Origin of the sequence: Oceanobacillus damuensis, assembly GCF_001618145.1 — a bacterium.
GTDB classification, from domain to species: Bacteria; Bacillota; Bacilli; order Bacillales; family Amphibacillaceae; genus Oceanobacillus; species Oceanobacillus damuensis.
The window spans coordinates 14194-40417 of record NZ_LQNF01000010.1 but is presented as its reverse complement, the minus strand read 5'-3'; the positions used below and the strand labels follow the sequence as shown (position 1 = coordinate 40417).

Genomic DNA, 26224 nt, shown 5'->3' with positions numbered 1-26224 from the left:
AGCTATTCGCCCAGAATTGGGGTTAACACCATTATTGCATTTTTAAGCTGTTTAAAAGGAATGGAGAATTGCCATGATAGAATTTATAGATGTCGAAAAGAAATATCCAAACGGTGTACAAGCATTACATAGCATCAATCTCAAAATTGACCAGGGAGAATATGTAGCAGTGATCGGTTTATCCGGAGCGGGAAAATCGACGTTAATACGCTGCATCAATCGCATGCATGATATTACAGGTGGAAAGCTGATCGTCAATGGCACAGAAGTGGCTACATTGAAAGGAAAAGAAATCCGCAGCTTCCGGAGAGGGATAGGAATGATTTTCCAATCGTTCAATCTTGTAACACGCACAACAGTTATAAAGAATGTCCTCGTAGTAAATGTGCCTGAAATGCCGCTATGGAGAAAGATTTTTGGGATCTTTTCCAGGCAGGACAAGCTGGCTGCTTTATCGGCATTGGATCAGGTAGGAATTTTAGACAAAGCATTTTCACGTGTCGACCAGCTTTCCGGAGGGCAGCAGCAACGTGTCGCATTAGCCCGGACAATTGCCCAGAATCCCGCCATCATTCTTGCCGATGAACCTGTCGCCTCCCTCGATCCTGTAACGGCCAAACAGGTAATGGATGACTTCAAGAAAATCAATCAGGAAATGAATATTTCTGTGATCATGAACATCCACCATGTCGAGCTTGCGTTGGAATATGCTGACCGGATCATAGGGATTTACGACGGTGAAATCATTTTTGATGGGAAATCATCGGAAGTAACCGACCCTGTTTTGGATAAAATATACGGGAAAAATCGGACCGAATTGACAGAGGAAGTGACTGAATATGTACGATAAAATTTTTCTGCCTAAAAAAATAACGTTGCCAAATGGAAAAATAGTGTCGGAGAAAAGAACGCGCATACCCTTCGTAATTGCTCTCATACTTATTTCAGTGATCGTATCGATTGAAATTACAGGATTCGATATGGAACTTCTTATGGACCGGTGGGATGAATTCTTTGTGATTATCGGCCAGATGACCCCCCCTACGTGGGAGTATTTACCCCATCTTTGGGGTCCATTATTGGATACAATCAAAATGTCTCTGCTCGGCTCTTTATTGGGTGCGATAGCAGCAGTACCTGCAGCAGTGCTGGCATCATCAAACATTACGAGGAACAAGCTGATTGCAGGCATCTCCAAATTTTTGCTAAGTATATTGCGGACACTGCCTACACTGGTTTCTGCTCTGATTGCAACATTTATCTTTGGTTTAGGGACATTGGCAGGTACGGTTGCCATCTTCCTGTTCACCTTGGCATACGTAGGAAAGCTATTATATGAACAAATTGAAAATGTGAATATGGGTGCGTTTGAAGCAATAGAGTCGATGGGACTGACGAAAATCCAAGCCTTTCGATATGCGATCGTCCCTCAGATTCTGCCTAATTACCTTTCTACTTCCTTATTCTGTTTTGAAGGAAATGTTCGATATGCCGCTATCCTCGGCTATGTTGGTGCTGGTGGCGTCGGACTTCTGTTAAATGAAGGCATTGGCTGGCGCAACTATCCAAATGTCGGGATGATTCTGCTTATGCTGATCATTACGGTTTTTATTATCGAGAACATAAGCGAGCATTTCAGAAAAAAACTGAATTAGGGGAGGTCATAAGTGATGACTGCTGTGGAAAAACGATTGCTTGAAGAACCGAAAAACCTGAACTATATACTTACTGTTTCAATTATTTTGTGCATCCTGTTTATCTGGTCAGCAACCACGATTGATTTGGAAAAAATGGACAGCAGTGGCCTGATGATCGCTTCCAATATCATTCTCGGAATTCTGAATCCTGATCTGAATCTTTTGTTTGATATGACCCAAAGTGGTGTTGCCTATCTATTGATCGAAACAATCGCAATTGCATTTTTAGGAACAATTATCGGGTCCCTTCTGGCGGTCCCGCTTGCCTTCTTGTCGGCATCCAATATCGTGCCTGTGCCAATTGCATATATGACAAAGATACTTTTGATAGCCATACGTACCGTTCCCGCGATTGTCTACGGCCTAATGTTCATCCGTGTCACAGGTACAGGCCCATTCGCTGGTGTCCTGACAATGTCATTGACTTCGATTGGGATGCTTTCCAAGCTTTATGTGGATGCTATTGAAGATTTGGATATCAGTGTGCTTGAATCAATGAGCTCTATTGGTTGTACGACCTTCGAGAAAATCAGATATGGTATTGTTCCACAATTATTTGCCATGTTTCTGTCAATCATGATTTACCGTTTTGACATGAACCTGCGGGATGCCGCTGTTCTTGGACTCGTTGGCGCCGGCGGAATTGGCGCACCGTTGATTTTCGCCATGAATTCCTATCGCTGGCAGGAAGTCGGCTCTATTTTGATTGGACTTGTTATACTAATTCTTATCGTTGATGTTGTTTCCAACAAATTAAGAACGAGATTGGTAAGAGGCTGATGGTGCCTGTCACTCCCCGAAATATGTCGATGTTTGTCGAAAGAATCTACTGACCAACAATGAATCTATCGACAAAAATTGACAAAAACCGGGGAGTGACAGGCACCTAATTGGCGATGATCCATATGAGGATGAAGCTGGTTATGATCGTCAGGTTGGATACAGTGCCCACAAATCGTTTATCATATTCAAATTCAACTGCATATGGCAGAATTGACATCGAAGTCGGCAATAGCAGCCCGATCAGTACCGTATATTTGAACATATCATCGTATGGCAGCAGGATAACCAGCGCTACACCTACAATGATCCCCGGTATATATTTTACTGCCATGTATTTGAAAATAAGGTTTATGTACCTTCTATCAAACTTGAAGTTCAAATAAATACCAAGCAACAGCAACGATAATGGCATATTTGCAAGCGAGATGATATCAGCTGTTCCGATGATAACGGATGGCAGTTTAAAGTCCACTAAATTCAGGAGCAGTACAACCATGTAGGTCATCAGAGGAATCGATCGGATCATCTTTCCCAACATCGTTTTTATATCCAAGCGAACGTCTTCCCCTGCATAATAACTGCCTATAAAATAGCAAACTCCAAATACGATAAATGAATTACCGACATCAAACATCCCGAAATGCTGTACCCCTTCCCTTCCCCAGATACCTTCCACCAGTGGATAGGCAAAGAGACCAATATTGAACCCCGGTACCATCATTGCCAGCATCCCTTTTATATTCCTTGTCTGTTTCCTGAATACGAGAATCCCTAAAAACGCTGCAAACAATCCATAAGCAAACCCAATCAGGATCAGTACAAATAAAGAATATTCGATTGTTATATCATTAAATGTCACGAGAATGAGTGCAGGGAGTGTAATATTAAAAATAATTCTTGACAGACCTTCTCCATCTGTTTCTTTAATAATCGTCGACTTCTTCAAGATATAGCCTAATGCAATAATGATAATTGAATATATAAACTGTTCATTAAAACTGGACAATGCTGATGCTCCTGTCTAAGAATCATTAGATTTTAGAAATTTAAAAATAGATGCTTACACATCGTATCATATTCATATCTCAAACCTATAGAAAAAAGCTACATATTGTCGCCAATAAAACCAACCGACATGTAGAAATGTTACCATTCTGCCCGGACCTTTTCAGTCAGTTACCATGAACCAAAGAGGAACAATTACCGGTACCCAACTCTCAATTTTTTTGCCCCTATTCGTTGAAAATCTCCTAGTCCTCGATTGCACTCCCCTCAATCCATAATTAGCCAATCTATCAATCCGCTGCCAAAAAAATCAGAAAATATATTGACATAAAACTAACCACCGGTTATATTATAACCAGTGGTTAGTTTTGATAGATCCGAATAAATTCATTGCTGAAAGGAGTGAGTGGAAAGTTGAAAACAAAGCGTTCCGAGGAAACGAAAAAGTTAGTGCTCAAGGCAGCAGAAAAACTTTTTTCCAAAAAAGGATATGATGCGGTTTCTATAAGAGAGATTGCTAAGGAAGCCAATTGCTCCCATACGACTATGTATGTTTATTTCAAAGATAAGGAAGAATTGCTGCACCAATTATCAATGCCTGCCCTGCTGCAGTTACGGGGAAACATGATACAGATTACCGAATCAGGGTCTGACAGCCCAGAGGACAGACTTAAAAAGATCAGCAACGAGTTTATCCAATTTTGTTTACGGAATAAAAATGTCTTCTCCATTTTTATTAACGCGAAGTCAACACGATTAGATGAACTCAATCCAGACATGGAAATCAACAAAGTCCGGCTGGAAATTTTTGCATTAATGAAACAGATGCTGGGAGAAAGCCTTTCTATACCGGACAACACTGAACAACTGATGGCTTTTTCCCGCATATACTTCTACAACCTATATGGCATATTGAACACCTATTCCTACCAGCATGAACCTACCGAGGTTTTAATTGAGCGAATAACGCCAACCTTTACTCTAGCATTTGACATTCTCATCATGGGCTTTAAAGAAAAATTAAAAGAAGGAGAGGAAAACGAATGAAAATCAGAAAAATCTCCGAGCATATTTGGAGTTTGAAAAGCTGGATGCTGATATCTGTAAATGTATGGGTTGTTAAAGATAAGGATGGGGGTTACACGCTTGTCGATGCGGGGATGCCATTTATGGCTAAAGGAATTTTAAAATTTTTCGCGCAGCGGGAGATCGGTCCCCTGAAGCGCATTCTCCTTACACATGGACATTCTGATCATGTTGGGGCTTTACAAGGCATCTTGAAAGAAAAGAATGTTCCTGTGTACGCACATGGGATTGAAATACCATATATGGAAGGTGATCAGCTCTATCCAAGAAGAAAAAAGCATGAGAAAAATGTTCCAAAGGGGCTCGTGAAACCATTGGAAACAGATGAATATGGCCATTTACAAACAGTTTGCGGGCTCACTCCATATTTCACACCCGGGCATTCGCCTGGCCATGTCGCCTACTTTCACGAAGAGGATCGAGTGTTGTTGGGAGGTGACCTTTTTACGAGCAAGAAAGGGAGACTTCACAAGCCTATGCCCATGTTTACTGGAGATATGAAGGACGCTGTTAAGAGCGGCATGATTATCCAGAAACTGAATCCGAAGACATTGGAGGTTTGTCATGGCAGCACCGTTTATGACCCCGCACAGCAATTGGATGTGTATGTTAACAAAATGGAAAAAGAACTGCATGAGAAGATTAGCTAGGTTACTAGTAAAGCGTGGATATACTTACCGCAAAAAAGAAGGGATTTGATTCGGAATGATCTTGGTATATGCTTTCTTGTTTTTAATGGAGGTTGCATCCCTTGCAGCCTTTGCATACTGGGGATTTGGCATGGGCAAAAGCAGACTTGCAGGCTTTCTGTTCGGAATTGGCACCCCATTACTTGCTGCGCTATTTTGGGGTGCGTTCATTTCCCCAAACGCTCCGCATCGACTCGAAGTGCCAATCAGAACGATTATAAAAATTGCTCTATTTGCGCTGGCAGCCGCCGCACTATACAGCGGCATGACCATGCGAAAAAGCTTATAGTGGGCAGTGACAGCCATTTAAAGATTATAAATATATAAAGCTAGTGCCAGCAACGATATTCCGATTGTTATTATGTAGATCCATGTGAGCCGAGTGACATTCCTTTTGGATGACTTGTCATAATCCTCGTCACTCTTCCCGGCTTCCCTCCAGGTTAAAATACCACCAATAATACATAATATAATTACAAGAATTATTGAAACCATCATAAAAATCACCCTCTTCCTTTATAACCCAAATATAAATAAAAAACAAATGCAGTGCCTGTCACTCCCCGGTTTTTGTCATTATTTGTCGAAAAATAACAAGAACATATCCGTTGTTTATTGTCCATTATTTTTTAAAGTGATATAATTTCTGCATTGCACTGTTAATTTGATAAATAGGATTCAAATAACAAATCGGAAGCAATGGAAGGCGGATTGTGATGAAACTAACAAACGAAGAATTAAATATCTTAGCAATACTGGACGAAAGTCATGGCTTATCCACTGAATCCATTGCGATGCAGTTGGATATGAAGAAAGATGACGTACAGAAGCTTATTAAGAAAATGGAAGATGAAAATATCATTGTAAGCTATCCTACACTCATCGACTGGAACAAAATTGAAGGGAAAGAAACAATCGTAGCAATGATTGATGTAAAAGTAACGCCACAGCGCAATGTTGGCTTTGATGAAGTGGCGGAACAGATTTACCGTTACCCGGAAGTTACCTCACTGTATCTAATGTCCGGTACATATGATTTATCAGTGACCATTGAGGGAAAAACAATGAAAGAAATTGCGTTGTTTGTGTCCAATAAACTGGCAACGATCGAATACGTGGTATCCACAACAACTCACTTTAAATTAAAAAAATATAAGCATGATGGCGTCATTATTGAAGGGAACAATGACAAAGACCGCAGAATGGTGATATCCCCATGAATATGAACTACCAAAATTATCTTTCCAAAACAGCAAACGACCTTGAACCATCCGGAATACGAAAGTTTTTCGATTTGGCTGCAAGCATGGAAGGCGTGATTTCCCTTGGAGTCGGAGAACCGGATTTTATTACCCCGTGGAATATTCGTGAAGTTGCCATCGAAGCATTACAGGATGGCTATACGTCATATACCGCCAATGCAGGATTACTTGAGCTGCGCGAGGAAATCACTTCCTACCTGAAAAGAAAATTCCATGTTAACTATCGTGCTGAAGATCAGGTGATTGTTACAGTCGGCGCCAGTCAATCACTGGATTTGGCATTTCGCGCAATATTGAACCCTGGAGATGAGGTACTGGTCATTGAACCGGCTTTTGTTTCCTACGCTTCACTTGTAACATTGGCAGGTGGCGTACCAGTACGTATTGCCACCAAAGAAGAAAATGGATTTAAAGTTACACCTGAGCAAATGGAAGCAGCCATCACCGATAAGACAAAAGCAATTTTGCTCTGTTCACCTAATAACCCGACAGGCACATGCTTAAATAAGGAGGAGCTGAATGAAATTGCACGCGTTGTAAAAGAACATGATTTGCTCGTCGTTTCAGATGAGATTTACGCGGAGCTCGCCTATGATCAGGAATATACGAGCTTTGCATCACTGCCAGGAATGTATGAAAGGACCATATTGATAAACGGCTTCTCCAAGGGATTTGCAATGACAGGCTGGCGTCTAGGATTTTTAGCAGCTCCAAGTGAGATCATTAGTGCCATGGTCAAAATATATCAATATACAACGATGTGTGCACCATATATGCTCCAGATCGGTGCAATCGAAGCACTGCGCAATAGCTCTGACCAAGTCGAAAAAATGAAACTAAATTACTGGAGAAGAAGAAATTTCACAGTTCAGTCACTCAATAGAATCGGTTTGGAATGTCATACACCAGGTGGAGCATTTTATGTTTTTCCGTCGATTAAAAAAACCGGCCTTACTTCCGAACAGTTCGCTTCAGAACTGCTGCAACAGGAAAAAGTGGCAGTCGTACCGGGCAATGCATTCGGAGAATCAGGCGAAGGTTATATAAGGTGTTCTTATGCTACATCCATTGAGCAATTACAGGAAGCAATGAATCGAATCGAACGGTTCTTAAAGACAATTGAAACGAAGCAAAACCAAAAATTAGAAAAAGCCAAATAAGTGACAGGCACTATGGTGCCTGTCACTTCCCGGTTTTTGTCGGAATGAGTCGAACAATTTAATACCAGCCTAGTCAACAATAATCTTTCCAACCGCTCCTTTTTCCACGTGGTTAAACTGATGGGTTACAAATTTGTACTGCCCTGCTTCTTTCAGTGTGAATTCCACAACTGCCCCGCCGCTTGCCGGCAATCCTACAGTCTGCATTCCTTTTTGGCGGTTGTATGGATGCCCGTCAATATAGACATCATCAATAACTGTACCGATCACATGAAAACTTGAGAACTCATTAGGACCCATGTTCGCGAGATAGAACCGGACTTTTTCTCCTGCCTTTACCTTAAGCGGCTGATTTATTAATGCCCCAACAGTTCCATCTGTGTTCGGCTGATCTTCTCCAGGGAGTGCTTTTGATGAAAACACCACCTGAGAAGGTACGCCATTCGTCATATCATTCAAATCATTATATTGATACCATTCATTTTGGATAAGGACAAATTCCCGATCAATCTCATCGTCAGTTGGATAACCATCAGCAGGTTTGACAATGATCACCCCATGCATTCCATTTGCAATATGGGATAATACCGGGGCAGTGCCACAGTGGTACATAAACACTCCAGGGCTGCTTGCTTTATAAACAAAAGTTCCCTCTTCATTTGGTGCTACATCTGCAAAACCGGTGTCAGGTGCCGTATGGACAGCGTGGAAATCCATACTGTGCGGAATTGCCGGATCCAGATTATCGAGTGTGAAATGAATGGTGTCTCCTTCATTGACAACAACTACCGGCCCCGGTGCCTCACCATTAAATGTCCATGCTTTGTAGATGTAATCCTTGGCAATTTCAATGTCAGTAATTTGGGATGTCATCTTTACGTAAACATCTTCCCCATCCCGCTCAATTTCTGGAGCAACCGGAGCTTGATTTAATTCCTCATGCGGCTTAATGACAGCGATTCCATTCTCTTCCGCACTTACTGAATCATGTTCCTGCACCGTATTATCATTGCAGGCATAAAGGATAAATGAGCTTAAAAGCAGACCCGTGGCTAAACCGACAGTACTTTTACTTAATTTCATGATCCTCACCTCTTAAAGTTTAGATAAGAAACATGATTCAGCTTCAATCTCCCTCGCTGGATTATCTCTTATCTTTAATTCAAGTATAGGTTAATCCGAACTAGAGGCACGTGATTTTAATCACTGCTTTCAGCTCAATTATGTATAATTTATGTACATTTCGACTCATTTTTTCCATTATTATTCGTAAAATTCTTCCTCTGTAAAAACGAACGTTCTGCTTGCAAGCATCGTGCGAATCTTCATTTCACCATATCGCTTTTTTTTACAATCTTTAATGAAATTAATGACATTAATCGCTTCCAATTCATAATAGATGCGGTGATTGAGCTTCTTTTGCAGAAAATCGCAATTAAAATCATGAATCCAGTTTTCAACGATATGCTGCGGGATACCCGTAATCTGGCTCAATCCGTTCAAACTGACTAAATGCACTATTCTCACCGTCACTCTCGATTTGCACACCTAATACGTAGTGTAAAGTGTTTCCATATACATTAGGGTAAAAGATATTATCGGAGGAGATGTGAAATAAAGATGTAAAAAGTAAGTAATTGATTCTAAAACGGATGCATAAAAGTACGGACAGCGCTTATTTTTTTGCGCGATACGAGTTTCAATTGCTTATGACAGCAGTTTTCGGGAGGAAGATATGGAGGTGGGTAGTCGCTGAAGCTGGATGAACAATAGCGGAGGTGATTGTTCAGAAAATCTACGCTAACAAAGAATTGGAAGGCGCATGGTTTTCGCGCTCGGAATATCCATTGCTCATTCACGTTTTTCCAGGAACAGGAGCTGGACGCGACTGTTTATGTGTAAACGTTAATTCTGCCAAAATTGATACTTCTTATTTTTTTAGAAAACTCGGTTGACACCACACCCTCTACTGACAGGATAAATTGCAACTATGCAGGCAGCTAAGTTAAACACTTTTCTAATCCGAACAAAAGCGCAAGCGCCCGTTTAGGGACGTGCGGACTGGACTGAGGCGTAGGAGATAAAGGAAACACGACGAACGGAGAGAGTCGATGTTGACTTATCGTACAGAGGCGAAGGAAGTCTCGGTAGTCCCTGGGCGCTGGAGCTGGACGTGGCCGTTTATGTGTAAGAATTAATTGCTGCCAAAATTTTATACTTTCCTATCCTCTTAAAAAAACCATGGGGTGCTCTTCAGCCGAAATAGCTGAAAAACACCCCATGGTCTAATTACTCTAAAACAGTTATACTCACCGTCCTTCTGCCCCAGCTGTATGCTTCTGCCTTTGTCGGAAGATGGACATCTATCTTATTTCCTTTAATCGCCCCGCCAGTGTCACCAGCTACAGCATACCCATAGCCTTCAACATAAACATTTGTTCCAAGGGGAATAACGTTTGGATCGACGGCAACCACTTTTGCATACGGATCGTTATTCAGGTTTATCCCTGTTGCCGTAATACCAGAGCATCCAGTACATCCTGCGGTATAGGCAGTTGCTTCAACAGAAAATGTATTCCCTTTTGGTTGCACATCTTGTGACGCCTGTTCTTGTGACTCTGCTTTCTCCTCAGCCTCAACATTCTGTGTATTAGCCACAGTTTCCTCCGCTACAGACTCACTTTCTTCCGTATTCATGGATGTAGTTTCTACCTCTTCTGTTTCCAGGACCAAGTCTTCCGTATTATCATTTTGTTCATCCACTTTCATTGCTTGCTGGTCAGCTTCAGGGTCACTAACGATCAATTGCTGTCCGATGATAATCAAGTCTGAACTCAGATCATTCCATTCTTTCAGTTCCTCGACTGATATTTCATCCCCATGAACACTGCTGATATGACTAAGGGTGTCCCCCTCCTGTACGATGTAATATTCCGGTTCTATTTCTTCAATGTCCAATACCTGCTTTGGAAGAATCAACGAAGAATTCAGATCATTTATTTCCATTAACAATTCCACAGATGTATTATTGGTATTTGCTATTTCCCAAAGGTTATCTCCCTTTTGCACTTCGTATTCAGCTGCCGATACAGACGTTACAGCAAAACTTAAAATGATTAACCCTATCAATGCGGCTACTAATTTTTTCATTATGTAGTCCCCCTTTTATTATTGACAAGCTTAATGTTAGCACAGCAAAAATCATTTGTGGTTACAGCTCGTTTAAGGTAATATTACAAATTGTATGAGTATATTAAAAATTGAATATATTTAATGTTGCAGGTTCTATCTGCCTGTCCTCCTACATAAAATGGACAGGGAATTCTTGTCCTGTTTTGTGTACCAAAATAAAAGGGTCTGTTTAAACATTGTCCCCATTTCCGGAACGCAGAATTGAAGTTTCAGACAATAGCCATAGTAACCTCGGCGTTTTATTTTTATTTCTTGCCCATAACAAGGAACCAAGCCTTTCTCTTCTGAATTAAAAATATGACAAACCTCTAATTTCCCCCTATACCCGGGATTCTTTGAATTCGTTTAAACCACCAGCGGTAAATAATAAGCACCAGGAGAATGAATCCGGCATATATAGAGATACCAAAAATAAAGGCATGTGTTGAAGTGAACAGCTGATTTCCCAAATAGGCATACACAATCATTCCGGGTATTTGGCCGATTACTGTGGCAGCTGCATACACTTTAAACTGCATCGTACTCAAACCCGAATAAATATTGACAACAGGCGGAGGTACGACAGGAATCAATCTACTGAACAAAACAGCTACAAATGCGTTTTGGCTAATCGTATAGTCAAACTTTTTTATTTTCGAGAATTTTGCTATATAGGTTTGAAATTGTTGCACAAAAAAATATCGCGCGAAAATGAAAAAAATGACAGCAGCCCCCGCCGATCCAGTCAAATTAATCACTGTCCCGAGCAATATCCCATACTTCACTCCCATCAATCCAGCAAACACTGAAAAAGGAATGACAGGAATCACACCAAAAAATACAGAGAGAAAAAACATGAAAGGAAGCTGCGAGATGTCACTCTGGTCCAACCAATCCATTAACGGCTCCCGATACAAAAAAGCCATATATATCATTATTAAATAAATGATTCCAATAAAGATTCCTTTTTTCATAAATGATCTCCTAATATAAACACAACTTTATCAATTAGTGTTTCCAAAAGAAAAAAATAGACGACAATTTCATATACAAAAATCATCACATTCCCTTTTTCGGTCGAGTTGGACATCCCAGAATTATTCTTTTGAAATCCTTCTAATTAAAGCAAAATTCTCCGCATCTCCTCAATTCCAGTCTGTCAAAATAAGACGCGTTTTCTTCCAACCTGAAAAATATTGCTTCGCACAATAGTATGTCACCCAAAAATAAATTTTAGTTGACAATATAAACGCATCTATTCTATAATCCAAACAGTAAGAAAATTACATACTAAGCATTTCCTTCACCAACGTAAAAAAATGAGGAGCTGAATCAATCAATGAATAAAAAAAGCAAAAGACTTAGAGTTATTCTTAACTGTTCCATCTTTGCTGCAATCACAGCAATTTTGGCTCAGGTTGAAATTCCATTGCCACTTATCCCCATAAGCGGCCAGACGTTAGCTGTAGGTATTGCCGCTACGGTGCTGGGCAGCCGACAAGGTGCCCTGGCAATGACCTGTTATGCTGCCATCGGTGCAGTGGGGCTGCCTGTTTTTGCAGGCTTCAGTGGTGGTCCACAAGTGCTTGTAGGACCTTCTGGCGGATATATTTTCGGGTTCATTGCGGCAGCATACTTCACCGGCCTGATTTTGGAAAAAACAAAGTTCACAATCTCAATGGCTTTTCTTGCAAATATTGCAGGGATGATCATTACATTAATCTTCGGTACCATCCAGCTTAAATATGTATTGGATTTAGGATGGAATGCGGCAATTGCAGCTGGAGTATATCCATTTATTGTCGTCGGATTAATTAAAGCCTACTTGGCAAGCTGGATCGGGATTACCGTCAGACAACGATTGATACAGGCAAAACTGGTGACAGATACAAAGAAAAAAATTGCCTGATTTCTAAAGGTAAAATAAAAAAGGCAATACGATGATAACAGCGTGCGGCCGTTGCAATATCACAGCGTCTGAAATAAGCATATACCCTATAAATACAGGTATCGATGCCTATGCTGTCAGTTGAATGATTATATTATTGCAGATAGGAAAGTTCCTTCTTTTCCTATCTGCAAAACAGGTTAACCCTTCTGCATGGTCACCCTGATTTCCCTTAAACTTTTGGTATAAACGTTTTACAATCAGTTTCTTCACTATTGGATGCTTGTTTTCCCTTATGGCTGACTACATAAATCGCTTTTGCATGACATTTGTTTCCAGGTCCCCAGTATTCACAGTTATTGACTTCACAAAGTACATCTTGAGCCATGAATCACACCTCCTCATATGTTATCTTGAACAAACTTCGCAAGGTTGATACTTGGATATTTTCTTTGTCAGCCTTTTAGGTTAGCGAACAAAAATGAAATCAGCTTTTAACGGCCTTGTAAATACCGATAATCAGCACGACTAACCCAACGAGGAAAAATACAGGAAACAGCAAACCAAGCACCGCTACACCAGCAAACCCATCAGCTACATATATTGCATATATAATAGCGATGATAAACGAAGAAAGAGGGGCTATTGCTATCATCGTCGTAACACCCCAAATAATATATTTCCATTTTTCTTGTCTGTCTTTACTTCCTATGAAAGCAAGTATTATTATAACTGCCAACAAAATTGCTGCAATTCCTATTGCGATTTAAGACGCCTCCTTTGGTTTCCTAAAAAGGGGCAATGGTAATATGAAGATGTTTTGTCCCCTTCCCTTTTCAGTCTCTTTTTGTTTTCTTTCTTTCAATTTCCCAATGCTGCTTGAAACAGTCGGGTCTTCTCCTTTAACAGAATCGGACATTTATGGCATAATCCCACCTGTAACACGTTAGATAATCGAGATTTTTGAGGCAAGAATATCATCGCCTTTATATGAGGATATGACCTGTATGTAACTAATTCGATATAAGGTTCCATTATACCTGCTACCCAAATTTCCTTTACCAAATTTGTGAGACATTGAATTTTCCGCCCGTTACCTGCGAAAAAAAAATTATATACAAATAAGCAATAAACATCGTAAAATAGGTTACATGACACTTAACTCAGGAGGAACACTGGATGATAGTAATAAGAAATGCAGTCATAGACGATCTGCCGCCACTTTTGGACATTTATAATTATGCAATACTCAATCTTACAGCAACATTTGAGCTGGAGGAACAAACGCTGGAGCAACAAATGGAATGTTTTGATGATAAATATCCCCTAATTGTAGCTGAGGAGGAAGGGAACGTAATTGGATACAGCTGTTTAAACCCTTTTAACAAAAAAGCAGCTTTTGCACAAACAGCAGAATTATCGATCTATATCGCACCAAATCATCAGGGCAAGGGAATTGGAAAGAAACTGATGAAGGCAATACTTGAACTTGCAAAGCAAATGAACTTCCACACCGTAATTGGTGGAATAACGGGTGGAAATGAAGCAAGCATCTACTTACATAAGAATTTCGGCTTTGTACATGCTGGCACGTTAAAAGAAGTAGGATATAAATTTTGGGAATGGCAGGAAGTCCATTATTATCAGCTGATTTTTGAGAGCAGTTGACTCATGAAAGGCATGCGAAATCATTTGATACGCATGCCTTTTTGTAAATTTTGGTCGTGCTACCTTTGCAACTGCTGCTTTAGGTTTTATGGGAGAATACCTGCAAAGTACAACAGCATTGTTCGCTGCAATGACAAGCGCTGTTTCTACCGTAGTTCATTCTGTTTACACAATAGGAAATGGTTATATCAGGAATAATACAAACGAAACACAAAAAGAAGATTATACCTTATAGTTACAATGGAGCGAATCTCCTGCTTCCAACCAGAAAACACTTTTGTCCTATGTCTCCTCATTTCAAGCATTTTATGAAGCTTTAATTTCCCTGCTGCTATGTTCTGCTGAAAACAGGTACGGCGTTTGCCTCAGCTCAACACATGCTCCTTTGACCGCTTCAACTTTTTCTTAACCCCTTTCCCCCAGCTTTTTACCGCTTCCACGCTGGTGCTTTCTCTTTCTGCTATTTCTTTTAGGGATATATCCAATATGATATGATAATACAGCCATTTTTGCTGTTTCTCAGTCATATCAGAAAAAACATCTTCCCAGATAATCTGATTGTTTACTGAAATCCCTGCAGAATCCGCAATCGGAAGTTTTGTGTCTCCATAACGATTGCCATCATGGTCCATTTTTAACTTTTCACTTGTTAGATTCTTATCATTTTGCTGTTGTCTTGTTTTCTTGCGAAGTGTATCAATGAGGTGATTTCGAATATAAAAATTGAAGTACGTGGATAGCGGGCCTTTATCTGGCTGGTGTTTTTTATATGCAAGCCACATTCCGTATAGCCCTTCCATATAAAATTCCCTGTGCGGATCATGAATGCCTAAATGCTGCATATGGTAATAGATCCTATTTTCATTTTGATTAAAAATCTCTTCAAAGCTTACCTTATGATAGATTGTCAACTTCATCGATCCCTTTCTATTCAATTTTTAATAATCTATTTAAAGCTATCCTTATAGCATAGCGTGATTTTTAAAGGAATATTTGGAGTAAAATTCAGTTTTAAACAAAATAAGGTTGGAAAATTGAATTTCCCAACCTTATTTTGCCATATTTTTAGGTAATTTTCCACAAAAATCTAAAATTTTATGAAAATTGACCCATTACTTTTGACATAGTATGGAAGATGGTGGATTGCCGAAAGCATTTCTAAATAAAATATGCCGGAGGATTGTTTCCCGTTCTGACGGTATTCTCTCCCACTCTGACTCTGACGAAGCTCTCTCACGTTCTGACGGGATGCTCTTCCGCTCTGTCGGGACTCTTTCCCAACATGCCAGCGCTCTTTCCCGCTATGACGGGTTGCCCTCCCGATATGCCGGCGCTGTCTCCCGTTTTGACGGGCTGCTCTCCCGCTCTGACGGCGCTCTCTCCCGTCCTATCCACACCCACCATATTTACCGCAGCTACTGATATTGATAAGCTATTTTAACACCCATTTACAAACCGCGCTCAGTGCATGTTTAGAGGGTCTTGATCCATTTATGATAAAATCCGCACACCATTTCGTTGGTTCTATAAACTGCTGATGGCGGTACCTGACTAAATCAAGATACTTCCTTGTAATTTCGTCAAATGTCTGCTTGTCATTATCCCTGTTTAACCTCCTGACAAGCCTCTCATCTGATGGACAGTCAACAAACAATTTCAGATGGAGCTTTTCTCTGATTTCATCAAAATGTAAAACCATTAAACCCTCTATAATAATGACTTCATACCTTTTCGAAGCTATCCAATTAGTCAGGTCAATCATTAACCTGTCAATATCAACCGAATCCGGCTGGTCATAATCCTCGTATTTCTCCTCATTGAAAGGAGCCTCTACTTTAGGCTTGTCCTCTTTAAAATAATCATCCATTTCTATTAATTTTACATTTATCCGATCAAAAGAGGCCGCCAGATTGGTGGCGAACGTAGATTTTCCGCTGCCCGAACCACCGGCTATACCAATCAGGATACATTGTTCTTCTTTTCTCATTGTTAAACATCCCTATCTTCATATTTTTCACCTTTACCAGTTGGTTTATCATACATACCCGTAACCAGCTGGTTAAAAACTTTTCATGGATCCATTAGAAAAATATTTGATTCAGGTTGGCAAGCTTTTGTCACAAGCCTTTCGGTGACAGCCTTAGTTGCACTTATGCAGATAGGAAAGTTTTATACTTTCCTATCTGCCAAAAAAGAACCGAAAAACACTCCCGGTTCTTTTTTGGCTAATATTCGATTCTTCAGTCAGCTCCATGGTTATTTCATTCGCAACACGTTCTGGAGTCGGACGATTTCTTTTTGTAAACTTGGAAAACCCTCAAATTCAGGTATTTCTTTTATAGATGGCGCTTTTTTCTGCTCAGCTGCGGTTGCCATGCTTTCACATGCATAGAGCAGCTTTGCAAGTGTCTGATCCGAAAGAACCGTCCGTTGTTCACTTTTTGCACATTCTTCAAGCAGATAGCCTAATTGGACGATGGTGAAGGTTACCGGCCAGTAATAATCCAATGCTTTCCGATTTACTGGAATTTCTCCTGCAGCAGCATTGTACAACGTTTCTAAGTTATTAATATTGATGCGCATTTTTCTTAACGCCGGATTTTCATGTGCATGGAAATCCTCGCCTTGATTCGAGAAGAGAACGACTAGAAATTGTGCCTGACTACGGATTGTTTTCGTAATTAAATGTGGAATCCGACTTGATGCAGACTTTCTTCCAATCAGCCAGACACCAATCAGACCGATCGCGATACCTATGAGCACATCGATGATTCTTGCTGAAGCAAAGTAGGAAAAGCTAAAGTCTCCAACCGAAGTACTCTCAGCCATCAATAAAGCATTTGGCGTGAAGAAAAGCGCAGCAAGACCATAATTTTTCACAATAAACAGCTCGGTAATGAATGTCAGCAGCATGATAAAGAATGCAATAATATATCCCGAGGGGTCCAAGGCAAGAATCACACTGGCGATTACGATACCGATAACTGTTCCGATCCCACGCTGAATGGCCCGGTGATGCGTAGCTACAATCGAAGCTCCTGACATAACTGCCACACAGGATAAAGGCACCCAATATGAACGGGCCAGATCCAGCTGAAAAGCGATCATAGCCGCAATGATAGTTACAAAACCAAAACGCATGGCTGTAATAAAAATGATGGAGCTCTTGTTAAAGGCACCTCCCAAAATGACTTTCGGAGAGATTTTGGAAATTTGAATCGATTGATCAATCTTTGCCGCCGGTTCATTCATGATTGCATCCGCATCATAAACTTTGGCAAATAATCGACTTACAGGACCATCCACTTCACCAGTCTGAAGAATGTGCCCGCCGGTGACCCCATGTTTTTTCTTCTCGAGTGACACCGAAAGTCGTCGAACCATTTTCCCCAATTCTGGAGGTAATGATTCTTGTGAATCCGAAAAATGATCAATGATATACATCGTTATTTTATTTGCATGATCATTCATGATGTATAATCTTTTAAACAAATCAGTCTCTCGCCACGGGATATGTGCAGCAGCAAGGGTTTCATTCGCTTCTTTCAACACGGTCATCATACGGTGTCTTGCTTCATTAAACCTGGCTGTACCAACGGAATCAATCAATGACGCAAGCTCGAGATAGACCCTTCTCACAACACCCTGCTCTGGTCCATGCGGATCAAAAAACCAGCCGATCATTGCAATGAAGAATGATAGACTCGCACCGAGAAAGACAAGACCCGCACGTAAGAATGCAAGTTCAGGCTCCTCTGCAGACATTCCTGTAATCATGGAAAAAACCAGTACAAAGAAAATCGCTGAAGGACCTGCAATCCGTAAAGCACCAAAGACAAAAATAGCCGTCGCTCCAATAATTCCCATTAATATTGCTACAGCCAACGGGTATGGTGCGGCAATTGACCCTAAAAAGGTGACCAGGGTCATCCCAAATACAACGAATGCTAATTTTCTAGCTCGTTGTGCGTAAGGAATATTAAACACATATAAGTAAGTAAATCCACCCAATCCGGCAATTAACCCATATTCAAGATTCCCAAATAATAATCCGATGATAATCGGAAGACCGGCAGCCAGCCCTGCTGAAAAAGCTTTTAACCATGGAAACGGCTTCCTGTTTACTTTTAGCGCCTGTCTGAATAGCGAAGGGGATTTTGATTTTTTACCTGTTACAGCTTCTTTCATTCTTCCACTTCTTTCTAAGTATAAATGCCAATAAGATGCGATGATTGGCTGCAGACTACCTAATAATATTTTCACAACCATCTCTAAGGATACCAGATTTAATATCAATTTTTAATTGTAAAGAACCTCCACCACCTGATTAACTAAAAACCAGATAGGAGAAGGCTCTGTATTTTCTGCATAACTTGTATGTTTAATGATTAGATCCTTCAGTAAATTAGGTAAGACCTGTGAAATTGCCTTTAATGGTTCACTCGTTTTGTTGGTTAAACAAAGCATGATCCCCCTCAATCGAAGCTGTCATGGTTAAAACACTGGAGTCAGCAGTCTCAATAAGGTAACAAAAATGTTTTGCATTGTTATTTCAATACGGTTGACATCTTTTTCAAACCTTTATACTAACCAGTCAAGCTAAGTTGTGCAGGACATTATTCTGTAAAAAAATGGGTTTACCCAGTATGATCACGTTCCGCAAAAAGTTTGGTAAGGACGGTCTGCTTCTGCCGGCAATTTAGCGTATTCTGCCTGCTCCTCTGCATGTTCGTAAGGATTTTCAAGAACATCAAGAAGTTTTTCCATCACACTGTAGTCTCTATCGTTTACGGCCGCTTCAAGAGCCTCTTCCACCCGATGGTTCCGGGGGATTACCGCTGGGTTGCTGTTTTGCATCATTTCTTTTGATGCATCTTCCGACTCTTCCTGCCTGCTTAACCGCTCTTTATATTTCTCCTGCCACTGAATAAATTCAGGAGTACCAAACAGCTCGAACTCCTTATGTGAATCAAAAGTTAACGCAAGGAAAGTATTCGTAAAATCTGCACGGTATTTTTCCATGATGCTTAAGAGTTCTTCCACTAAGGCTTTATCCTCTTTCTCTTCATTAAATATACCAAGCTTCGCCCGCATTCCCGAGAGCCAGTTAGCGCGATACAGCTCCGGAAATTGTGATACGGCATCTTGAGCAAGCTGAAGCGCCTTGTCATCATCTTCATCCAGCAGTGGAATTAACGTTTCAGCAAATCGAGCAAGATTCCAACCGGCAATACCCGGCTGATTGCCATAGGCATAGCGTCCTTGAATATCAATCGAACTGAAAACTGTTTTTGGATCATACTTATCCATAAAAGCACATGGGCCATAATCAATCGTTTCTCCACTAATGGTCATATTGTCCGTATTCATCACCCCATGGATAAAACCAACCAGTTGCCATTGTGCAACAAGCACCGCCTGACGCTTGATTACTCCCTGAAGCAGGGACAGATACGGATTTGGAGTCATTTCCATTTCCGGGTAATGACGCTTCACCGCATAATCAGCCAATGCCTGAAGTTCCTCTTTACTGCCCCAATTCGCAGCATACTGAAATGTTCCGACGCGTAGATGGCTCTCTGCCACGCGGGTAAGAATGGCACCAGGCAGTTCGGTTTCACGAATGACCGCCTCACCGGTTGCCACCACTGCCAAACTACGTGTTGTTGGTATACCAAGCCCATGCATCGCTTCACTGATAATATATTCACGGAGCATCGGACCAAGTGCAGCTCGCCCGTCACCCCCACGAGAGAAAGGTGTTTTCCCTGAACCTTTGAGCTGAATATCAACCCGGTCGCCATATGGAGTGATTTGCTCTCCAAATAACAATGCCCGCCCATCGCCCAGCATGGTGAAATTTCCGAATTGATGACCTGCATATGCCTGTGCTATAGGAAAAGCTCCTTCTGGCGACTTGTTTCCAGCAAGAATCGCAACGCCATTGTCATTTATTAGCTCCTTGGCATCCAACCCCAGCTCTGCTGCAAGCTCATTATTAAAAATAATCAGCTCCGGTGAATGTACAGGGTTCAGAGCAAGACTATTGAAAAATAATTCCGGCAGATGTGCATAACTATTATCTAAATTCCAACCTATTTCTTTCATTTCTTTACTGTTTGACATAATATCCCCTTTCTGATGAAGCAGTCAAAGCGTTTAGATTAAAGGTAATCAGCCAATTCTATTCATTCTAGTTTCTGCTTTAGCAGCCTAATTATCCATATGAAACATGGTAACTGTTTTACTGCTTTCTTCCTCTAATTGACTTTAAAGTAAACCGTCCCTATGATTCACTTGAAAGCTCCTCCATTGTCGGTATGGCGGAAATGGCTCCCACCTTTCTGCAGACAAATGCACCAACTTTATTACTGAAGGCAATGATATGTTTTAATTTATCAAAATCACTATTCACTTCTTTCGGGTTGTCTTCTTTTGCCAACTGGCATAGAACAGCCCCTACAAATGCATCTCCCGCTCCAGTGGAATCGATAGAGGTAACTGGAATACTTGGAACAATCCCCTGCTGCTCACGATTCGAAATATAAGTTCCCTCTTTTCCTAAAGTGACAGCAACTACATTTGCTCCCAATTGGTGCATTACTTGAACTCCTCGTGAAATGTCATTTTCACTTGTTATGATTTTTAGTTCCTCATCACTCACTTTTACAAAATCAGCCAAGGATACACCTTGTTTCACTTTCTTCACAAAGGTTTCTACCTCATTTTTCCAGAGGTCTGCCCGATAGTTAGGATCAAATGAAATGTATTTTCCTTCCCTACCTGCCCATTTCATCGTATTTAAATAGGTAGACTGGAAGGGACCATCCAATAACGCTGTTGCTGAACCGAAATGCAGTATACCACCATTCTTTAATTTTTCTTTATCCAAATCCTCCTCAGTCAAAAAGGCGTCTGCTCCCCGGTTGAATACAAAATCCCTCTCCCCATTATTTTTGAGCGATACAAATGCCAATGTCGTCGGGTGTCCAGCATCTAAAAGAAGCATTGATGTGTCAACTTTAAGTTCATCCAATGTATTTTTTAAGAAAAGCCCAAAAGGATCATGACCAACCTTCCCGCTAAATAAAGCATCTCCACCCAATTTTACAATCGTTGCACACACATTTGCAGGTGCTCCACCTGCCTGCTTCTTGAAATTTTCACCCTCGCTTAAATCTATATCCACATCTGTACAGAAGAAATCAATTAGCAATTCACCGATGCAAATAACTGAAGAATTTGTGCTCATACGTCTCCACCTTTCTATTATTCGTCCTATAAGATGCTTACCCGTTTCTACGATAAATTAATTATCCCTGACACTCATCAATATTTTTCGCTAATGCTTTTGTTGCACATATCCAGATTGGTTTTGATGCAAAACTACGATTAACTGAAAGCCCTATATTACTACCTGACAATATAACACAAAACTGCTACTGCGCTTCGATAATATCTCGTATGCATGACTTAATAAATACTAAATCCCTCAAATTTAGTTAATTATATATATTTTTAGACGATCCTATATACATACTTCTTCCAATATGAGACAATATTTTCAGCAGCTAAAAGAACATAAAGCTGAACATGACGAGGGAGGTCGATCGTATGTTTATTCTTCAAAGAAGAATGAATGGGTCAAGAGAAATCTTGACAAAATCAAGCAGCCATCTGAAAAAAACTTTCCTGACCTATGATTCTGCTCTGCTGTTCGCAAATAAGATAAACTCCATGACAAAACCTAACCGCCAATGGGATATCGCACTCAAAAGCAACACTGAAATAGAATAACAGTAATAGTGTCTGACAATCGTTACCAGCGGCTGCCAGGCACTTTTTTTCATTGAAAATCTGCCCCCATTTTATCTATCTCATTTATTTCCAAAAGAAATTTGAAACTTTATCCAACACTCCTCGTACATGTAAATATATATAGCGAGAAAATTGGAGGAGGAAGATTGATGAAATCCATTACGAAAAAACGAGCAAAAGCGTATTTGATTGACCTGGCTGTTTCAAGTGCTGTGACCGCTGGCGTGGAGTATTTTTTACGGAAAAAAGTAAAAAACGAAGCGTTTCATGCATTGGTAACACCCACTGTTATCATGTGGGGACTTGAATACGCGCTATTGCGCCAAAATGGACAAATAATTGGGTACAGCAAAATGGGGCTGAAACTGGAGACCGAAGATCATTCCAAATTAACATGCAACACGATTTTGAAACGCATGGCATATCGGGATACGTTAAGCTCTTTTGATTATTTGAAAAATCGTAAAGCTTTTGAAGAACAGGATGGAGCAATATTTCCCCATGACCGTTTCTCAGGTACGATTGTGAAAGAATCCTAGCATACAAAAAACTAAAAGGGTTGGTCCCCATGTATTATGTAGAGTGGGACTGACCTGGAAATCTATCACTATTGAACAAAAGCGCAAGCGCCTTGATCACCCCCTCGAGGTCTTAAGTAGAAACTACCAGTGGCGTTCTTTGCCACAGGTAGTTTCTACTTAAGACCTCGAGGGGGTAGGCGCTGGAGCTGGACGTGGCTGTTTATGTGTAAGAATTAATTGCTGCCAAAATTTATACTTTCTTTACTCATAAAAAACAGAAGCCAGGACGATAATCGTAACGATAACAATACCGGCCACCGCACCTAATCTGGCAAAACGAATTGCCTCTTCAGAAGGCTCCGGATCTTCTTCGTACATCCACCTTTTCCCAAACAATATACTTTCCCTCGGATAAAAGTAGCTCAAAATTAGTACCACGTATATGACAATTACGAAGTAAGATGTAAAAATAATATCTCCCAAACTGATCCCTCACGATTCGTTTCTTATTTATCTGTCTTTACTATGTAATCAAGCAAGGATGAAAAAGTCGATAAAAGCAATTGACAACTCTTTCACACCCTTGCACAGGCGACTTATTTCATTAACTTTTCAACAATGATATCATTCAGCGGCCATTGCCTCTGCTTTCGTTCTGTGAACCGTTCCAAATGGATGTTCAGGTGGAGCATAGATGGTGTAAAGTTTTAGAGGTTTATTTCCCGTGTTGGTTAGATTATGCCATTTACCGGCTGGTACCATAATTGCATAGTCATCATAGACATTTACCTGAAAATCCAGATCATCCTCCCTGTTCCCCATCTGAACTAATCCTTCCCCTTGTTCAATACGCAGGAATTGATCAACCGAAGGATGAACTTCTAATCCGATATCTTCACCAGCATTAATACTCATTACCGTAACTTGCAGATGGCTTCCCGTCCATAAGGCGGTACGGAACGTGTTATTTTGCTTCGTCGCTTCCTCAATATCCACAATAAATGGTTGGGAACCATAATCCTTTAATTCAATCCGGCCTTGCTCATTCGATGCTAAAGAACTGAATCGTTCCGCATGTGCCACCTCGTTTTTGCAAACCTGGAAAAATATATCACGGGCTGGTGAATGTCGCGTAAGTACATAACTATTTCGATATTTTTCGTAATCCTCTACTATTGCGTCATATGCCTTTTGTAACCCTTCTCGATACGTGTCAAAGTTAACTTTATCAATCTCGTAAACAGGCTGGATTCCGGTACGTGACACATAAAGGTCAGTAAATTTTTTCAAATGGATTTTTCTATTTTCCAACGCATTTAAAATTTCTTCCTTATCCTGTCGATTGGGAGCCACATCTGCCAACCGGCTATATAAGTCCATAATTGTTGCTTTTCCAATTATTGCGGAAAGAACAGCTTCAAGTACTTGTTGTTCATTTCCTTGGATATTTCTTGCCATAAATTGTGGATGATAGGCTGGTGTATTACCATAGTAGGAAGATGAATACATATTAGGAGAATAGTACACATTTCTCATTCCCTTCATAATTTCATAAACTCATCATATGCATGGTGCTTGGGTAATGTTTGTGTAAGGGCTCTCTATTCGTATGTTCTATGTAAGTGATTAAACTGTTGATCCACCTGGAATCCTGCAGTTCTGTTAAATTTATTTTATTCTCCAATTCATTTACCCTGTTTTCGAGTTTTATTATCTGATCTCTTAATTCAATCGTTGGATTATTTATCATTTGCTTCAATCCTTTGATAATAGCAATGCCGGCAATAATAATAATCATTAAAGCTGCGGCAAACATGAGTATGACCTCCATAAGTTTCCTTCTCTTCCTGCTAATCTATAGGATAATCTTAACATGAATTTTCATTATTCCGAAACGGAAGAAAAATGAATTTATCCTAAACTTTGGTATAGCACTGATTGAATTCGGGATTAATCCATCCACAAACACAAGACTATTCTAGTTGAATACAATGGGTAATAATACAAAAGATACTGAAATGAGGGATCAAATGATACAAGTCGCCGGGATTGAATTTCAACAAACTGATTTATGGCCTACCGGGAGTATTGAAAATATAATTATTCAACGAATGGCTGAACATCCGATTGTTTATTCATATTCTTCCATCGAAGAATTGAGATTTGAAGTCAAGTTACGGAACAACATTATAGCAAGTGCAAGAGCGATGAATGCAGGAGATGCGCGATTCGAAACCTTTGACACGTCCAGGAGCAATCCAAGGTATTGGCGTGTGACAAGTGCAGGGGGGTTCCAATTAAGGCATGACGTTCTACCATCCGATGCAATTCGGGATATTTTCGAGAATAGTTCTTTATATGGATTTGAATGTGCCATGGCAAAGGTAATGATCTATTACCACGCCGTATTGAACACCATGGATGATGACAATTTATTTAATCAATTATTTCAAAACATCTATTTGTACAGTTGGAATTTTGACCCTGATCTTGGAATACAAACCATCTATACCACTCATGTCATCCCAGGAGATGTTGTTTATTTTAATAATCCTGATGTAAATCCAGAAACCTCCTGGTGGAGAGGCGAAAATGCGGTTGATTTGGGAGACGGGACATATTTTGGACACGGGTTGGGAATCAGATCCGCTGACGAGATGATTCAGGCACTGAATGAAATGAGACGTTCAGGCAGCACTCGATCAGCCTATATGCTTGAACAGGTCACAAGACCATCTTTCAAAAATCTGGCAAATATTTCGCTGTCATCCCGTAGGTCCAAAGTTTTACCTGTCGTAATCCATCATGGCAAGTGTTCGATTTCATGTGATGAATATTTATTCTATCTAAATGCGTTCTACAGTAACTACACATGAAAATTCCATTTTTCCATAGGCAATATCTGCATTGAGCCCAATCAAAATTCAGGAAATTCCATATGTTAATTAACGGAGGTGATAGGAAATGAGTGAAGCAACTGGAGCAGGATATGGCTATGGTGGAGGTTTTGCATTCGTAGTTGTATTGTTTATTCTCTTGATTATTGTCGGAGCATCTTTCGGTGGATACGGTGGATATGGTTATTAGAGTTTGAGAATTAAAGAAAGTCATAAATTAGGAGAGGTATATATGGGATTTGGACCTGATTACGGTGGATATGGATTTGGACCTGGTGCAGGCGGATATGGCTGCGACGGGAATGTTGCCGGCGCTGGCTATGGTGCACCTGTTGGCGGAGCCTATTATGGCGGCCGTACTGGATTTGCTTTAATCGTAGTGTTGTTTATCCTTCTCATTATTGTAGGGGCAGTGTGGTTTAAATAATACGCTGCAACAAACAATTTGAGTAACGGATAAAAACAATGGAAATGCTAACAGGCAGTCGCGGGTCTCTCCTTTCGGCTGCCTGTTATTTTTCGCGTACACACTATTGATAAATGACTTTAAAAAAATTCTTTTTCTTACAAGAGTGAGAT

32 protein-coding genes are annotated in these 26224 nt (G+C 40.4%); 15 read left to right on the top strand and 17 right to left on the bottom strand.

Going from position 1 to position 26224, the window contains the following annotated elements:
• Positions 1-73: 73 nt before the first annotated feature.
• The 3 genes from phnC to phnE (A4245_RS09235) are packed head-to-tail and all read left to right on the top strand — an operon-like array spanning position 74 to position 2477.
• On the top strand, positions 74-850 hold the full coding sequence (gene phnC / locus A4245_RS09245; protein WP_067727443.1) for a phosphonate ABC transporter ATP-binding protein: 777 nt from the start codon (positions 74-76) through the stop codon (positions 848-850).
• Positions 840-1655: a phosphonate ABC transporter, permease protein PhnE gene (phnE, locus tag A4245_RS09240; RefSeq protein ID WP_067727442.1), complete on the top strand. Its 816-nt coding sequence runs from the start codon at positions 840-842 to the stop codon at positions 1653-1655. The genes phnC and phnE (A4245_RS09240) overlap by 11 nt, the downstream gene beginning before the upstream one ends.
• A gap of 15 nt (positions 1656-1670) precedes the next feature.
• Positions 1671-2477 carry a phosphonate ABC transporter, permease protein PhnE gene (phnE, locus tag A4245_RS09235; RefSeq protein ID WP_067727441.1) on the top strand — a complete coding sequence of 269 codons (807 nt, stop codon included), beginning with the start codon at positions 1671-1673 and terminating at the stop codon, positions 2475-2477.
• Positions 2478-2583: 106 nt separating this feature from the next.
• On the opposite strand, the gene A4245_RS09230 is transcribed toward phnE (A4245_RS09235), so the two are convergent.
• Complete coding sequence (locus A4245_RS09230; protein ID WP_067727440.1) at positions 2584-3486, bottom strand: AEC family transporter; 903 nt, start codon at positions 3484-3486, stop codon at positions 2584-2586.
• Between the two features lie 413 nt (positions 3487-3899).
• Here A4245_RS09230 and A4245_RS09225 point away from each other — a divergent pair, with 413 nt between their 5' ends.
• Genes A4245_RS09225 through A4245_RS09215 form a run of 3 tightly spaced genes read left to right on the top strand, consistent with a single transcriptional unit; the run spans position 3900 to position 5549 of the window.
• On the top strand, positions 3900-4532 hold the full coding sequence (locus A4245_RS09225; RefSeq protein WP_067727439.1) for a TetR/AcrR family transcriptional regulator: 633 nt from the start codon (positions 3900-3902) through the stop codon (positions 4530-4532).
• Complete coding sequence (locus A4245_RS09220) at positions 4529-5221, top strand: MBL fold metallo-hydrolase (RefSeq protein WP_067727438.1); 693 nt, start codon at positions 4529-4531, stop codon at positions 5219-5221. Before A4245_RS09225 ends, A4245_RS09220 begins: the two co-directional genes overlap by 4 nt.
• A gap of 55 nt (positions 5222-5276) precedes the next feature.
• Positions 5277-5549, top strand: a complete 273-nt coding sequence (locus tag A4245_RS09215; protein WP_067727437.1) for a YrdB family protein — start codon at positions 5277-5279, stop codon at positions 5547-5549.
• Positions 5550-5566: 17 nt separating this feature from the next.
• Here the strand turns inward: A4245_RS09215 and A4245_RS09210 are convergent, their stop codons facing one another.
• On the bottom strand, positions 5567-5758 hold the full coding sequence (locus tag A4245_RS09210) for a hypothetical protein (protein ID WP_067727436.1): 192 nt from the start codon (positions 5756-5758) through the stop codon (positions 5567-5569).
• Positions 5759-5976: 218 nt separating this feature from the next.
• On the opposite strand from A4245_RS09210, the gene A4245_RS09205 reads away from it, so the two are divergent.
• The gene (locus tag A4245_RS09205) at positions 5977-6480 is read left to right on the top strand and encodes an Lrp/AsnC family transcriptional regulator (protein ID WP_067727435.1); all 504 of its coding nucleotides are present in this window, start codon (positions 5977-5979) and stop codon (positions 6478-6480) included.
• Positions 6477-7682 carry an aminotransferase gene (locus A4245_RS09200; protein WP_067727434.1) on the top strand — a complete coding sequence of 402 codons (1206 nt, stop codon included), beginning with the start codon at positions 6477-6479 and terminating at the stop codon, positions 7680-7682. Before A4245_RS09205 ends, A4245_RS09200 begins: the two co-directional genes overlap by 4 nt.
• Before the next feature lie 69 nt (positions 7683-7751).
• Here A4245_RS09200 and A4245_RS09195 read toward each other — a convergent pair whose 3' ends face one another.
• From A4245_RS09195 to A4245_RS09180, 4 genes are all read right to left on the bottom strand, one after another.
• On the bottom strand, positions 7752-8765 hold the full coding sequence (locus tag A4245_RS09195; protein ID WP_067727433.1) for a multicopper oxidase domain-containing protein: 1014 nt from the start codon (positions 8763-8765) through the stop codon (positions 7752-7754).
• A gap of 180 nt (positions 8766-8945) precedes the next feature.
• Positions 8946-9215, bottom strand: a complete 270-nt coding sequence (locus tag A4245_RS09190; protein ID WP_067727432.1) for a MerR family transcriptional regulator — start codon at positions 9213-9215, stop codon at positions 8946-8948.
• A gap of 756 nt (positions 9216-9971) precedes the next feature.
• Positions 9972-10832, bottom strand: coding sequence for a 3D domain-containing protein (locus tag A4245_RS09185; RefSeq protein ID WP_067727431.1), 861 nt, complete (start codon positions 10830-10832; stop codon positions 9972-9974).
• Between the two features lie 350 nt (positions 10833-11182).
• The gene (locus A4245_RS09180) at positions 11183-11827 is read right to left on the bottom strand and encodes a TVP38/TMEM64 family protein (protein ID WP_067727430.1); all 645 of its coding nucleotides are present in this window, start codon (positions 11825-11827) and stop codon (positions 11183-11185) included.
• A gap of 365 nt (positions 11828-12192) precedes the next feature.
• On the opposite strand from A4245_RS09180, the gene A4245_RS09175 reads away from it, so the two are divergent.
• The gene (locus A4245_RS09175; RefSeq protein ID WP_067727429.1) at positions 12193-12762 is read left to right on the top strand and encodes a biotin transporter BioY; all 570 of its coding nucleotides are present in this window, start codon (positions 12193-12195) and stop codon (positions 12760-12762) included.
• Positions 12763-12973: 211 nt separating this feature from the next.
• On the opposite strand, the gene A4245_RS19675 is transcribed toward A4245_RS09175, so the two are convergent.
• Complete coding sequence (locus A4245_RS19675; protein ID WP_084268744.1) at positions 12974-13129, bottom strand: DUF1540 domain-containing protein; 156 nt, start codon at positions 13127-13129, stop codon at positions 12974-12976.
• A 99-nt stretch (positions 13130-13228) separates the two neighbouring features.
• On the bottom strand, positions 13229-13480 hold the full coding sequence (locus tag A4245_RS09170; RefSeq protein ID WP_234402386.1) for a hypothetical protein: 252 nt from the start codon (positions 13478-13480) through the stop codon (positions 13229-13231).
• A gap of 440 nt (positions 13481-13920) precedes the next feature.
• Here A4245_RS09170 and A4245_RS09165 point away from each other — a divergent pair, with 440 nt between their 5' ends.
• Positions 13921-14409 (top strand): GNAT family N-acetyltransferase, encoded by a 489-nt coding sequence (locus tag A4245_RS09165; protein ID WP_067727427.1) that lies wholly within the window; start codon positions 13921-13923, stop codon positions 14407-14409.
• 365 nt (positions 14410-14774) lie between these two features.
• Here the strand turns inward: A4245_RS09165 and A4245_RS09160 are convergent, their stop codons facing one another.
• The 6 genes from A4245_RS09160 to A4245_RS09140 all read right to left on the bottom strand — a co-directional run bounded on the left by A4245_RS09160 (position 14775) and on the right by A4245_RS09140 (position 21661).
• On the bottom strand, positions 14775-15326 hold the full coding sequence (locus tag A4245_RS09160; RefSeq protein WP_067727426.1) for a sigma-70 family RNA polymerase sigma factor: 552 nt from the start codon (positions 15324-15326) through the stop codon (positions 14775-14777).
• 515 nt (positions 15327-15841) lie between these two features.
• Positions 15842-16396 carry a uridine kinase family protein gene (locus A4245_RS09155; protein ID WP_067727425.1) on the bottom strand — a complete coding sequence of 185 codons (555 nt, stop codon included), beginning with the start codon at positions 16394-16396 and terminating at the stop codon, positions 15842-15844.
• A 269-nt stretch (positions 16397-16665) separates the two neighbouring features.
• Positions 16666-18672: an FUSC family protein gene (locus A4245_RS09150; RefSeq protein ID WP_234402385.1), complete on the bottom strand. Its 2007-nt coding sequence runs from the start codon at positions 18670-18672 to the stop codon at positions 16666-16668.
• Positions 18673-18708: 36 nt separating this feature from the next.
• Entirely contained in the window at positions 18709-18876 is a 168-nt protein-coding gene (locus tag A4245_RS20085) for a hypothetical protein (RefSeq protein WP_157087690.1), read from the bottom strand.
• 183 nt (positions 18877-19059) lie between these two features.
• Positions 19060-20535: a protein adenylyltransferase SelO gene (locus A4245_RS09145; RefSeq protein WP_067727424.1), complete on the bottom strand. Its 1476-nt coding sequence runs from the start codon at positions 20533-20535 to the stop codon at positions 19060-19062.
• 160 nt (positions 20536-20695) lie between these two features.
• Positions 20696-21661, bottom strand: a complete 966-nt coding sequence (locus tag A4245_RS09140) for a carbohydrate kinase family protein (RefSeq protein ID WP_067727423.1) — start codon at positions 21659-21661, stop codon at positions 20696-20698.
• Positions 21662-22023: 362 nt separating this feature from the next.
• Between A4245_RS09140 and A4245_RS09135 the strand changes: the two genes are divergently transcribed.
• Both A4245_RS09135 and A4245_RS09130 read left to right on the top strand, forming a co-directional pair.
• Positions 22024-22206 carry a hypothetical protein gene (locus A4245_RS09135; RefSeq protein ID WP_067727422.1) on the top strand — a complete coding sequence of 61 codons (183 nt, stop codon included), beginning with the start codon at positions 22024-22026 and terminating at the stop codon, positions 22204-22206.
• Positions 22207-22376: 170 nt separating this feature from the next.
• On the top strand, positions 22377-22766 hold the full coding sequence (locus A4245_RS09130; RefSeq protein WP_067727421.1) for an RDD family protein: 390 nt from the start codon (positions 22377-22379) through the stop codon (positions 22764-22766).
• Positions 22767-23009: 243 nt separating this feature from the next.
• On the opposite strand, the gene A4245_RS09125 is transcribed toward A4245_RS09130, so the two are convergent.
• The 3 genes from A4245_RS09125 to A4245_RS09115 form a co-directional block, all read right to left on the bottom strand.
• The gene (locus A4245_RS09125) at positions 23010-23231 is read right to left on the bottom strand and encodes a DUF6199 family natural product biosynthesis protein (RefSeq protein WP_084268742.1); all 222 of its coding nucleotides are present in this window, start codon (positions 23229-23231) and stop codon (positions 23010-23012) included.
• A gap of 141 nt (positions 23232-23372) precedes the next feature.
• Positions 23373-24293 carry a cupin domain-containing protein gene (locus A4245_RS09120; RefSeq protein WP_234402384.1) on the bottom strand — a complete coding sequence of 307 codons (921 nt, stop codon included), beginning with the start codon at positions 24291-24293 and terminating at the stop codon, positions 23373-23375.
• A 4-nt stretch (positions 24294-24297) separates the two neighbouring features.
• Positions 24298-24564 (bottom strand): hypothetical protein, encoded by a 267-nt coding sequence (locus A4245_RS09115; protein ID WP_067727419.1) that lies wholly within the window; start codon positions 24562-24564, stop codon positions 24298-24300.
• 214 nt (positions 24565-24778) lie between these two features.
• Here A4245_RS09115 and A4245_RS09110 point away from each other — a divergent pair, with 214 nt between their 5' ends.
• From A4245_RS09110 to A4245_RS09105, 3 genes are all read left to right on the top strand, one after another.
• Positions 24779-25624, top strand: a complete 846-nt coding sequence (locus A4245_RS09110) for a protein-glutamine gamma-glutamyltransferase (protein ID WP_067727418.1) — start codon at positions 24779-24781, stop codon at positions 25622-25624.
• Positions 25625-25712: 88 nt separating this feature from the next.
• Positions 25713-25835: a YjcZ family sporulation protein gene (locus A4245_RS19670; RefSeq protein ID WP_084268741.1), complete on the top strand. Its 123-nt coding sequence runs from the start codon at positions 25713-25715 to the stop codon at positions 25833-25835.
• Between the two features lie 42 nt (positions 25836-25877).
• Positions 25878-26072, top strand: coding sequence for a YjcZ family sporulation protein (locus A4245_RS09105; RefSeq protein ID WP_067727417.1), 195 nt, complete (start codon positions 25878-25880; stop codon positions 26070-26072).
• Positions 26073-26224 lie beyond the last annotated feature (152 nt).